The following is an 11,687-nucleotide window of genomic DNA, read 5'->3' as shown; positions in this document are numbered from 1 at the left end:
AGATTTTAGATTTTAGATTGATTCCACAGATGAATCTGGGGGCTGGAACTAATATCTAATTTTTTTGGCTTTCCACGACTCCTGTCGGGGGCTTGCGTCCATCAGTCGATTTGAGATTTGAGATTTTAGATTTTAGATTGATTCCACAGATGAATCTGGGGGCTGGAACTAATATCTAATTTTTTTGGCTTTCCACGACTCCTGTCGGGGGCTTGCGTCCATCAGTCGATTTGAGATTTGAGATTTTAGATTTGAGATTTACTCCACAGATGAATTTGGGGGCTGGAACTAATATCTAATTTTTTTGCTGTCCACAATTCCTGTCGGGGGCTGGCATCCGTCAGTGGATTTTAGATTTTAGATTTGAGATTGACTCGACAGATGAATCTGCGGGCTTGTATCCGTCTTTGGGTAGGGTTAAATTTAACTTCTGTTGCGAAACTAGGGCGCGAGGCACAGATGACCCTTCGCGAGAAAACCGACAATTGATATTTATTTATATCTGTCGGCTCAGGTGATTTCTACCTAGCTGCATCATACCATTAGAGTTAGTCTAAAATCTCAATTCCCTTGAGTGCTGCGATTTCTTCGGAAATTGCCGCTATCATGAATATGCTGAAAACAGCGTGATTTCCAGCCGATGACTGGGGTGTCGCGCGATCGTCTAACCCTGAAAGCTCATAGTAAGATTCATCCGGCAGTCAACAAAATGGTAAACTGTTCGTGTCAGTACAAGACATTAAAACCTACCCCTGGACTGGGGGAAAGTCACGCCTAAAACATTGTAAGGAGATATCGCTACGCACACAACAGTGCAAACGTGGTGAGCCAGGGAACCTGAAAAATCAGGATATTAGGACTGCGAAGTCTTAAGAATCTCCGTCTGTTGAGAAAGCGGGGGTGTCAAATAATCGCCACGTATCAACCCGTCGAGGTTCAATCGCTAAAATAGTTCAGATCAGCACGCTTGCCCAAAGGCGTCAGGAACCCTTATGCAAAACTCTGTGGCAAAACACTACTTATGGGCTTTAGGTGAAGGGATCAAAGGGTGTAAGCCAGGCGATCTGATCGCTGGTCGCTACTTGGTCAAGCGCGATCGACTTCTTGTCGATACTCAACCCGAACACTTGCCGGAACTGCCCGATGAGATTCCGAGTGTTGTCACTCCTTATCTGAGACTGTTTGCCTATCAGTTGCACGTACCTCAAGTATACGGCCTGGTATCGTCCAAGATGAGCAAGCTATCGGGAGATATCTGGCTACTGGAAAACGTGCCTATTTTGAAGGTGACGGAATCTTTAATGCCGGAATTGGCGGATTCCTGGAAAGGAGCCGCAGCGATGCGCCAACTCAATTGGCTGTGGCAAATAGCCCAGTTGTGGCAGCCTTGTATCGCTCAGGGCGTGGCTTCGACGCTGCTGACTCCCGAACTGCTACGGGTGGAAGGGCAATTGGTGCGGTTTCTGGAATTGCAGCCCGATCGCAAACAGCCTCATTTGTCCCAGTTGGGCAAATTGTGGCAGCAGTGGCTCGAAGATGCTCACCCAACTATTGCCAATTTTTTGAGGCAACTTTGCCAGCAAATGGTTGCCGGTCAAGTGCGCCACGGCGAACAACTGATGAGCCAGTTGGATAAAGCTTTGGCAAAGTGCGGTCGATTTTACGATCGTCACGTTGAAATTGCCACGGGCACGGATGTAGGCAGATCCCGCGCTCACAACGAAGATGCTTGCTATCCGCCCAGCGGTACGCTGTTGGCAGGAAGCCCGGGTGCGGAAGCTTGCGCGATCGTCTGCGACGGTATCGGTGGACAAGACGGGGGCGAAGTCGCTTCGGAAGAAGCAATTGGTGTGCTGCGCGAAAAGTTGCAGCAAATGCCCCTACATCAAGCTAATTGGGACCCGTTGAGCCTGACTTCCAAGCTGGAACGGGCAGCTTGTGCTGCTAACGACAAGATAGCCAGTCGCAACGACAGCGAACACCGCCAAGGCCGCCAGCGGATGGGAACTACGCTAGTTATGGGTTTAGCCCACATTCACGAGCTTTACGTCGCCCACGTCGGAGACAGTCGGGCTTACTGGATTACCCGCACTGGCTGCTATCAACTTACTCTCGATGATAATGTGGCTTGCCGCGAGGTGCGTTTGGGCTACTCTCTCTACCGGGATGCTTTGGAACAAGTCGCCGCCGGAGCTCTGATTCAAGCTTTGGGGATTACTTCGTCCAACACTTTGCACCCGACTGTGCAGCGTTTTCCAGTGGATGAAGACTGCGTTTTGCTGCTGTGTTCCGACGGTTTGAGTGATAAAGACCGGGTTGAGGAATGTTGGGAAGCGGAGATTTTGCCAATTCTCGACGGTAGCATTAGTTTGGCTAAGGCGCGCGATCGACTGATTGAGATTGCTAATACTAGAAACGGTCACGATAACGTCACTGTTGCTTTAATTCACTGTCAAGCGCATTTGAGGGAAGACGGTAATACTTTTACAGAACTGTCTGTCGCACCTTTAGATACGCCGATCGAACTAATTTCCGATAGCGAGGATTTGCCAACGGATTTGAATGGGCCCACAAGCCTTGGCAATGGGAATTCTGAAGTAAAAACGCTGTTGTTACCGCCGGAAAAAAGCAAAAGTTTATTTTCGCTGCTGCTGAAAATTTTATTTTTATTAGGCTTGGGGGGTGTATTTGCTTATTTTTTCATCCCTCCGGTGGGTCGCGCGATCGATACTGCCGGGGAGTCGATTTTCGGGAAACGCGGTTTAATTAAAGCTGGAAAGACGCCGGAGAAAACAGTTGAATCTGTAGCTTCTCCGGTCAAATCTTTAGAAATCGGCTCGTTTATAGAGATTAAAAGTTCTGCGGCTGGGGAATTGGGAAAAGAGGGCGATCGCTTGGATTTGCGAGGCGCAATCGGTGAGTTGACTGTCAAAGGAACAGTCCCAGCCGGCAGCGTTTTGCAGGTGACAAACAAACAGCTTACGCCTCAAGGCAATTGGCTGGAATTGAAAGTTTGTTCGATTCCTGAAATAGTGCGATCGAACTCTCCCAAACCCGAGTCAAATAAAGATTTTTCTACAGTTTCAAAACCGACACTGAATCCATCTCCCGCTGTGGCAACTCCCACTCCCTCGCCTTCCCCGCCAGTTAAGCCAACAGTTGAAGTAGAAAGCGCCAACCTGCAACCGGGAGAAATTGGATGGATTCAAGAACAAGCTGCTGTTGATAAGGTACTCTCCAACCCAGCCCCCAACCTTAATCAACAGGGAAAATGCGTTAATTCTGACTCAACTCCCAATGCTAATTAAACTGTTAATGCTAGCTCCGACCGAGGTAATTTGAGTAACTTTAGGAAAATGGAAGATGCAGCTTGCTAAAAATATAATAGTTTAAGGCATACACAGAGTTCAAATAAAATTTGAGGCCGCTCAATCCGAAGATTCATCAACTTCTTGATTCCCGATCAAACTATGACGAAAATTACAGACTATTTCCAGGGAGTTTATGCGGTAAATCTCCCTGAAAGGAAAGACCGACGGCAACTCATAGTCAAGGAATTAGAGAAAGCAGGAATGCCCCTCACGCCCCATAAGGTTGAGATATTTCCCGCAATCCGCCCCGACGAAGCTGGAGGTTTCCCCAGCATTGGGGCGAGGGGATGCTTTTACAGTCATTTAGCTATCCTCAAGCAGGCAAAAGACAAGGGGTTGAGCAATATTTTGATTGTAGAAGACGACCTAGAAATTTCAGCAAAGTTCACAACAGACCAAGCTGTTATCCTCGAACAACTCTGTCAGCAAGATTGGGATTTCGTCTACTTCGGACACGTCGAAGAGGTTGAACAAAAGTCTCCTGTCGCCCTCGTACCCTTTTCTGAGGGGCTGATGACCGCTCATTTTTACGCTGTCAATGGCAGGATTTTCGATCGCCTCCTGCGGTTTCTGGAAGAACTGCAACAGCGACCTCCGGGACATCCCGACGGCGGCCCGATGCACCTCGACGGAGCTTATTCTACTTTCCGATCTCAAAATCCCGATGTTGTCACCTTGATTGCTTCTCCAAACCTGGGGTGGCAAAGGAGTTCCCGTAGTGACATCACTCCTAAGTGGTTTGACCGTGTACCTGGGTTGAGTCGATTGGTAGGTGCAGGAAGAACCAGCAAAACAAGGCTGAAGCGTTGGCTTTCTAGTTAATTGAATTCGATTTTAAAATCCTTCGCTTATATCAAATCTGTTAGCACAATCGCCCGGAAAATAATTAATACCAAATCCGGGTTTATTAGTCCCTTTATGAAGGCGGCGGTTGAAACCTTTTGACCTCAAACTCTACAAATAAAGTCTGCCGGAGTTTACGCGACACGACGTAGCCTCAAACAGACAAGCGAGATCGATGGGATATTTAAGCCGGATTTGGTATCAGCATATTTGATATGATGCTTGATTCTAACCTAATTTGTTAGATACTTCTGCCAGTTTAGTCACCATTTGGGATACGGCTTTGTCAACTGCCTCGCTCAAAAGTGAGTCTTCATTGCTGCTGCCAGAATTGCCGCCAATACCCCTAACGGAAATATTAGAAGCGCTTTGATCTGCTTCTCCTACTGCTTTGGCAGTGGCAAGAATATCTCCCGAAGCTGTACCGATTAACCGCACATCTATTTGAACGGTAGCTTTGGTTTTTTGTGAACCGGCGCCGATTCCCATGAAACTGCCGCCGCCGGATTGTTTGTCGATATTAAACTTGGTAATGGTGCCGATGAGCACGGCGTCAACTCCTAATTGTTTGCCAATTTCGGCTGCTGTCCCGGCATCCATCGCGCCGCTGCGATTTTGCTGTTTGAGCACTTGTTCGAGTTTGCTGCGATCGACTACTGTATAAGTGCCGTTGTTGACCATAGTGAATGGGATTCAAGCCCCGTCCTTATAGGACGGCTTTTTATTTAGTTCCGGCAATCGAGCAATCATACTCCTAATCAATTCGGATTGAGTCATACCTCGCCTAGCAGCTTCATCAACAAGTTGCTTTTTTTCGGATTTTGTTACCCTCAAAAATATTTTTTTAGTTTTCATGCTTGTCCTGTCAAATGGCAATACATACAGTATAATTGAAGCAAGGAGGAAAAGACTTGAAAGCAAGATACCAGTATCGTTTTTATCCAACAAACCAACAACAGCAGAGTTTAGCTCGGTTGTTTGGTTGCGTCCGCGTTGTGTATAACGATGCTCTTGCGATCTGCAAACAATCCGAAAAGAAGCCAAAGTCCGCAGAGCTTCAAAAAACAGTCATCACTCAGGCAAAAAAGACTGAAGAAAGGGCGTGGTTGAGCGAAGTTTCAAACATTCCATTACAGCAGTCTGTAGCCGACCTAGAGATAGCTTTTAAGAACTTTTTCGACTCCTGTAAGGGAAAGAGAAAAGGGAGGAAAGTTGGCTATCCTAAATTCAAAAAACGGACTAACAGCCAATCAGCAAGGCTTACCCGTGGGGGATTCTCTATTAAAGACGGAGGTGTTTATCTTGCAAAGATAGGTGTTGTTAAACCCATCTGGTCAAGAGAGTTCCCTGCAAGTCCTAGCTCTGTAACTGTTATCAAAGATTGCGCTAACCGTTATTTTTTAAGCTTTGTCGTAGATATTGAACCAATAAGTGTTGAAGCTAAGAACCAAAGCATCGGCATTGATTTGGGCATCAAAACATTTGCGGTAATGAGCAACGGTGAAAAGGCTGTGAGTCCCAGCTACAAAGCGCTAGATCGTAGAGTGCGTCAACTCCAGAGGCGGTTGGCTCGACAACAAAAAGACTCCAAGAGGCGAAACCGAACTAGGATTCAGATTGCCAAACGGCACAACCAAATTGCTGATACCCGTAAAGACTTCCTGCACAAATTATCAACCCAAGTCGTTAGCGAAAACCAAACTATCGTACTGGAAGATTTGAACGTGTCAGGGATGGTTAAAAACCGCAAACTGTCCAGGGTAATTAGTCAGCAAGGGTGGCGAGAGTTTAGGGTATTGGTTGAGGCAAAATCCGAGAAGTATGGCAGGAAGTTTGTAGTCATTAGCCGATGGGAACCTACCAGCCAAACCTGCTCTGATTGTGGTTACAGATGGGGCAAAGTTGATTTATCGGTGCGTTCTATTCTTTGTTTAGGCTGTGGCAGCGAACATGATAGAGACAAAAACGCATCTATAAATATAGAAAAAGTCGGCACGGGGCATCGGCACGACTCTAAATGTACGTCGAGACAGAGTAAGACTACCGGGCGTAGCGTCCGTCAATGAAGCGTAAAGAATCACCGCTCGTTCACGACGGTGAGTATGTCAAGAGTTCGTTGATTAACAGTTCGCTGATGCCTTTGGCGGCGCCGACTCCCCTGTAGGAAGTGTAATAGCTGTTGGTGGGGCCGTAGTCGAAGTCCATGACGACGAGGCGCTTTTTGGCAGTTGCTTGGGCGAGTTGGGTTGCTGGTTGGGTGCTGGCTGGTGTGGCGATCGCACTTAATGAAACGCCTGCTAGCATTAGGGTAGCGAGGGAAATGCTGGTTAAGCGAGATCTGGTGGTTCTTTTCATAAAGCTTACCTCACAGTTGTGTTGTGCTGACTCTAGAATACTTTACGGAACAGCCCGATTTGACATACCCCTGCCTAAAGGCGAGGGGATTCTTGATTCGCAGGGATTCCAATGAATTTACTTGCAGGCAAGCATCTTGACCGTATGCCCTACGGCTGCAAGTCCTCTAATTAGAACTACTTGAGCGGCTGCAACATCTCTGTCCGTTGTATAGCAACAGTTCGAGCATGAATGAGTACGCTCATCAAGCTGTTTTTTTCCTGTTTCTGCTAGACAATTGGGGCAAATTTGACTCGTTTTATGAGCACTTACCTTCTGAAAGTACACGCCATATTTCAAACAAGTTTGCTCGCTTGATTGTGAAGAATTGACCCCAGCTTGCGTCTAAGCAGTGTTTCCCTAGCATCGCCCTAGACAGCCCAATCAGATTCAGATCCTCAACGAAAATCATTCCCACGTTTTGGCAGATTTGATGAGATAATTTACGATGCCAATCTTTCCGACTGTTAGCAACGTATTCATGCAGTTTGGCGACTTTCTTTTGAGCTTTACGCCAATTGTTAGAACCTAGTTTTTTACGACAGACACGTTGTTGCAGCAATTTAAGCTTGCGTTCTGCGTCTTTAAAAAATCTTTGGCGCTTGACTAAAAGACCGTTAGAAGTTGCTAGAAAATTAGTTAGTCCCACATCAATTCCGATACCTTCACCGTGGGGCATTAGAGTGGGTACTGAAACGTCCCATTGTAGGGCTAACATCACGTACCAACCGCTAACCCTACGGACTATCCTTGCTTGCTTAATCGTTGCACCATCAGGGATAGGACGTGATTGATGAAACTTAACCAAACCAATTTTAGGGAGCTTCACCGCTTGATTTTGGACAGGGTTAACCCCCAATTGCGGGAATACAAACGATCGCATTGTTCCTGCTTTCTTAAAGCGGGGGAAACCGTGTTTTTGTTCCCACATACTCACAAACGCTTTTTCAAGCCTTTTGAGTGTTTGCTGTAGGACGTGTACTTGGACGGCAGCCAAAGTGGGTATGTTTGCCCTAGCCGTAGTTAAACTTTTGCACTGGCTTGCATAAGTTGGTCGCGCAAGTTTCGGCCCGAATGATGAACTCAGATCGGATAGAGCAAGCGTTAATTCGACAACTACGAGACTCAAACCAATGTTTACGCAGGGCCAATGCGTAGTTGTATACGCGACGGCATTGTTCTAGCCAATCTTCAAAGATTGCTATTTGTCCTGCCGTTGGTTTGAGTTTGAATTCGTAGACTAAATGAAACATTTGCTCTATCCTCCTACCTGATTATATCACAACCATGAGCGAACGTAGGAACGCTTTTTCAAGAACTCTAATTAAAGCCGTCCTAAAAGGACTGGGCACAGCACCCAAATTTTCGGTCAGGGTTGGGGGTGAGGAGGTTGGAATTGGCGGGTTTTAGTGTTTTTTGACTTTCAACAGGCTTAATTTTTGTTAATGAACCGCAGAGGACGCAGAGGACACAGACTAAAGGTGGCAAGAACCGCACAGCCATCCAAAATTCCTCTTACACCCCAGATTCCATAAAACCCATCAACCAATTAGCCATCGTCGCCCTGCGAGTCTGTCGGGGCCCGAATTCCCCAATTTTATAGCCTTTAAAGCCTAATTTTTCCTTCAGCAACTGCTTGTTTTCTGGAGGGGTCGATCGAGTCAATTTCACTGTCGCCGGCCTAGAATCGATAAAATCCGGCGGTTCCGGGTACTCTTGCCGCCACTCGGCTGCAACACCTGCACTGTTCCACTTGCCAGTCTCGGCATCCCAGCGGTAGCCCAGATACTGCCAAACTAATCGGTTGACAGCAGCATCGTCGATTTCTTCGTTGAGAATAGCCCAAATAGTTTCGTTATTCAGCGGTGGTAATTCAGACATGAGCGCGATCGAATCGGAAATAAAAAAAGTTTAACTCACATTAGATAACATTATCAGGAACGGGCTCTCCGGCCCGTTCCACAAAAAATCCTAGGAATTTGTTTGTGGGGAGTAGGGGTTGGGCACGCGAACCCCGCCCAAAATGCCACCCCAAAAAAATTAATTATTCAAAATTCCGTCTTTCTGGGCCATAGAAAGCATTAAGTCAATTACGCGGCTAGAATAACCCCACTCGTTGTCGTACCAGGAAACCACTTTAAAAAACTTAGAATTCAGTTCAATTCCCGCACCTGCATCGAAAATGCTCGATCGCGCGTCGCCCTGAAAATCTGTCGAAACTACCGCATCCTCAGTATATCCAAGAATGCCTTTGAGTTCGCCCTCCGAAGCTTTTTTCATTGCCTCGCAAATTTCTTTATAGCTAGTTTCCTTCGCTGTTTTGAAAGTAAGGTCAACTACAGACACGTCGGGAGTTGGCACCCGCAAAGCCATTCCCGTCAATTTTCCTTTCAATTCTGGCAACACCAAAGTAACAGCTTTCGCTGCACCGGTCGAAGATGGAATAATATTTTGAGCCGCACCGCGTCCTCCCCGCCAATCTTTTTGGCTGGGCCCGTCTACAGTTGGTTGAGTAGCTGTCATTGCGTGAACTGTCGTCATTAAACCTTCTTCCAATCCGAAGTTATCGTTAATAACTTTGGCAATTGGTGCTAAACAATTCGTCGTACAGCTAGCATTAGAAACAACCGTATCTTTTGTCGGGTCAAATTTGTGGTGGTTGACGCCTACTAGAAAAGTTGGAACTTTTTCCGGGTCTTTTGTCGGTGCTGAAAGTATTACTCGTTTTGCTCCCGCTGTCAAGTGTTTTGATGCGCCTTCAAAATCTGTAAACAATCCGGTAGATTCTACAACATAATCTGCGCCGGATTTACCCCAGGGCAATTCGGCAGGATTTCTAATCGCTGTACAGGGGATAAAATTTCCGTCAACGACAATCCCGTCTGGTTTGCTTTCAACTTCGCCGTCGTAAATGCCGTGGGTGGAGTCGTATTTGAAAAGATAAGCCAGGTTTTCTGGCGAAACTAAGTCGTTAATGCCGACAAATTCGATGTTGGGGTTTTTGATGCCGGCACGCATGACTAGCCGTCCGATGCGACCAAATCCGTTGATGCCGACTTTTAATGCAGCCATGTTTAAACTCCTATTGAAAATATCGTTAGTCGATCGGGCGTTAGCGTTAGCTTTCGCGATCCGAAGGAAAGCCCGCCTTTACGGGGGCTACGCCAACGAAGAGGATCGCCTGTTGTGGCTTAGAATTTACCACGCTAACGGATTTTTGCAACTGATTCTTTTCTATCTCTTAAGAATTCTGAATTCTCCCCCGGCTGGGAAGGGCAATTCATCCTGAAATGACCGCTGACTAATGGCTAATGGCTGATTTTTGTCAACTTGTAAAAGTGCTATAATAGACAGAAAATATTTTCAAAATTGCATTTTTTCAATCAGCCTAAAGTAATAATAAAAAACTTATCCAAAAGGAGAAACGGATTAGCATTCTCACTAATGGCGATTGTCGGAACCAAAGCCTAGGATTAAAGTCGCAGATACGCGTATGGACACAGCACTGCCGTGTCCATACACTTATGGCGTACAATCTATAGCAATCCTTGCAGGAGTCGTAATTTTTTTACCCCACCCCAACCCTCCCCGAACTCGCAGGGAGGGAGTAAGAAATTTACAAATGATGCGAGGATTGCTATAGGTGTAGCTCAAATTTTCCGAATTGGTATAATCACCAATCACTAATGACTAATGACTACCCGACGCACCTAGTAATTAGCAATTCCACCGCATCTGAAATAAAACAGGACCCACCAAATTTATTGAGTACGGGTCTAATGTTTTCTGCAACTGCTGAAACTTGAGCTGGTGAACAAAAAGCAAGCACATAAATGTTATCCAGCGCCGTCATTGATGAATCACGGGAAACGTGATCCCTAGTGCTTTTTCCAGCGACATCACGAATCACCGCATAATCGGGTACGCCAGCTTTGTCTAAACCGTCTAAAATCTTGCCGAGTTCTACTGAGTGGGCTATGATTTCTACTCTTTTGACTGACTCCATCATCTCACCTCCAAAACATATTGATTCCGTATAGATACAGGGGAATGCCTACAATGATATTAAATGGAAATGTCACTGCTAAGGCCGTTGAAATGTAAAGACTTGGATTCGCTTCGGGAACAGTTAGGCGCATGGCTGCTGGTACTGCTATATAAGAAGCACTCGCGCACAATACGGCAAACAACAAAGTGTCTCCCTGCGGCATTCCGATTAATTTGGCTATTAGCAAAGCAATTACTGCGTTGACTATGGGAATTAGGATTGCAAAGCCGATCAGAAAAACTCCTGCTTCTTGCAAATCTTTAATTCTGCTAGCCGCAACCAGCCCCATATCTAGCAAGAAAAAAGTCAGAACTCCGTAAAACAAGTCTTGAGTAAACGGACTCATAACTTCCCAACCATGTTCTCCTGTCAGTACGCCCATAATTAGGCTGCCAATCAGCAGAAAAACAGAACTGTTTAGGAATGCTTCTTGCAACACTTCTGACCAAACTATTTCGCGTTTTCCTTCTTCCCCGCCAAATACACTGACTAGAATCAGACCGACTATAATTGCTGGGGATTCCATTAATGCTAGCGCGGCTACCATGTAACCGTCAAAGTCGATGCCCTGTGCTGTGAGGAAGGAGGTTGCGGTGATAAATGTGACGGCGCTGATGGAACCGTAGGTGGCTGCGATCGCTGCGGCATTGTAAGAGTCGAGTTTTATCCTCAGTATGAAAAAAGTATAAATTGGTACTAGCATTGACATCAGCATCGCTGCCAAAATTGTCAGGGCAACTTGCTGGTCAATGCCGCTTTTGGATAGTTCGACGCCGCCTTTAAATCCGATCGCAAACAGCAGGTACAGCGAAAACAGTTTGGGGATGGGGGCTGGAATTTCTAAATCAGATTTGAGAAAAATTGCCAGCATTCCCATGAAAAAAGCTAATATTGGGGGATTTAAGATATTTGACGATACTAAACTCAAATCCACGATCGGTCACTCCCATTTCTTGCGTTTTTAATATGACTTCCCCAGTAATTGTTGCACGAGAATGGATCAATAGACCGATCGAACTTTTGACTCAGAA

At 46.1% G+C, this 11,687-nt stretch carries 13 protein-coding genes; 3 read left to right on the top strand and 10 right to left on the bottom strand.

Translation table 11 applies throughout. The annotated features are described in order from the left end of the window. Positions 1–992: 992 nt before the first annotated feature. Both QUB39_RS10405 and QUB39_RS10400 read left to right on the top strand, forming a co-directional pair. Positions 993–3,308, top strand: a complete 2,316-nt coding sequence (locus QUB39_RS10405; RefSeq protein WP_333208860.1) for a protein phosphatase 2C domain-containing protein — start codon at positions 993–995, stop codon at positions 3,306–3,308. 162 nt (positions 3,309–3,470) lie between these two features. Beyond that, positions 3,471–4,193: a glycosyltransferase family 25 protein gene (locus QUB39_RS10400; protein ID WP_333208858.1), complete on the top strand. Its 723-nt coding sequence runs from the start codon at positions 3,471–3,473 to the stop codon at positions 4,191–4,193. 249 nt (positions 4,194–4,442) lie between these two features. Here QUB39_RS10400 and QUB39_RS10395 read toward each other — a convergent pair whose 3' ends face one another. Continuing rightward, positions 4,443–4,895, bottom strand: a complete 453-nt coding sequence (locus QUB39_RS10395) for a CsgG/HfaB family protein (RefSeq protein ID WP_333055087.1) — start codon at positions 4,893–4,895, stop codon at positions 4,443–4,445. Between the two features lie 12 nt (positions 4,896–4,907). Further along, a complete protein-coding gene (locus QUB39_RS30555; RefSeq protein ID WP_333269959.1) occupies positions 4,908–5,069 on the bottom strand; it encodes a plasmid mobilization protein in 162 nt (53 codons plus the stop codon). A gap of 56 nt (positions 5,070–5,125) precedes the next feature. On the opposite strand from QUB39_RS30555, the gene QUB39_RS10390 reads away from it, so the two are divergent. After that, positions 5,126–6,280: a transposase gene (locus QUB39_RS10390; RefSeq protein WP_333055086.1), complete on the top strand. Its 1,155-nt coding sequence runs from the start codon at positions 5,126–5,128 to the stop codon at positions 6,278–6,280. A 22-nt stretch (positions 6,281–6,302) separates the two neighbouring features. Here the strand turns inward: QUB39_RS10390 and QUB39_RS10385 are convergent, their stop codons facing one another. The 8 genes from QUB39_RS10385 to QUB39_RS10350 all read right to left on the bottom strand — a co-directional run bounded on the left by QUB39_RS10385 (position 6,303) and on the right by QUB39_RS10350 (position 11,590). Then, positions 6,303–6,569, bottom strand: coding sequence for a hypothetical protein (locus tag QUB39_RS10385; protein ID WP_333055085.1), 267 nt, complete (start codon positions 6,567–6,569; stop codon positions 6,303–6,305). 117 nt (positions 6,570–6,686) lie between these two features. Further along, the gene (locus tag QUB39_RS10380; RefSeq protein WP_333055084.1) at positions 6,687–6,896 is read right to left on the bottom strand and encodes a zinc ribbon domain-containing protein; all 210 of its coding nucleotides are present in this window, start codon (positions 6,894–6,896) and stop codon (positions 6,687–6,689) included. After that, complete coding sequence (locus QUB39_RS10375) at positions 6,868–7,605, bottom strand: transposase (RefSeq protein ID WP_333208856.1); 738 nt, start codon at positions 7,603–7,605, stop codon at positions 6,868–6,870. Before QUB39_RS10375 ends, QUB39_RS10380 begins: the two co-directional genes overlap by 29 nt. A gap of 16 nt (positions 7,606–7,621) precedes the next feature. Beyond that, on the bottom strand, positions 7,622–7,861 hold the full coding sequence (locus QUB39_RS10370) for a helix-turn-helix domain-containing protein (protein ID WP_333055082.1): 240 nt from the start codon (positions 7,859–7,861) through the stop codon (positions 7,622–7,624). Between the two features lie 262 nt (positions 7,862–8,123). Further along, on the bottom strand, positions 8,124–8,489 hold the full coding sequence (locus QUB39_RS10365) for a DUF1823 family protein (RefSeq protein ID WP_333055081.1): 366 nt from the start codon (positions 8,487–8,489) through the stop codon (positions 8,124–8,126). A 159-nt stretch (positions 8,490–8,648) separates the two neighbouring features. Continuing rightward, complete coding sequence (gap, locus tag QUB39_RS10360) at positions 8,649–9,680, bottom strand: type I glyceraldehyde-3-phosphate dehydrogenase (protein ID WP_333055080.1); 1,032 nt, start codon at positions 9,678–9,680, stop codon at positions 8,649–8,651. Between the two features lie 625 nt (positions 9,681–10,305). After that, on the bottom strand, positions 10,306–10,617 hold the full coding sequence (locus QUB39_RS10355; protein ID WP_333055079.1) for a P-II family nitrogen regulator: 312 nt from the start codon (positions 10,615–10,617) through the stop codon (positions 10,306–10,308). 1 nt (position 10,618) lies between these two features. Next, entirely contained in the window at positions 10,619–11,590 is a 972-nt protein-coding gene (locus QUB39_RS10350; protein WP_333055078.1) for a sodium-dependent bicarbonate transport family permease, read from the bottom strand. Positions 11,591–11,687 lie beyond the last annotated feature (97 nt).

Origin of the sequence: Microcoleus sp. AT8-B5, from assembly GCF_036705565.1 — a bacterium.
GTDB lineage: Bacteria > Cyanobacteriota > Cyanobacteriia > Cyanobacteriales > Microcoleaceae > Microcoleus.
The sequence above is the reverse complement of the archived record's forward strand: the minus strand, read 5'-3'. Positions and strand labels throughout refer to the sequence as shown.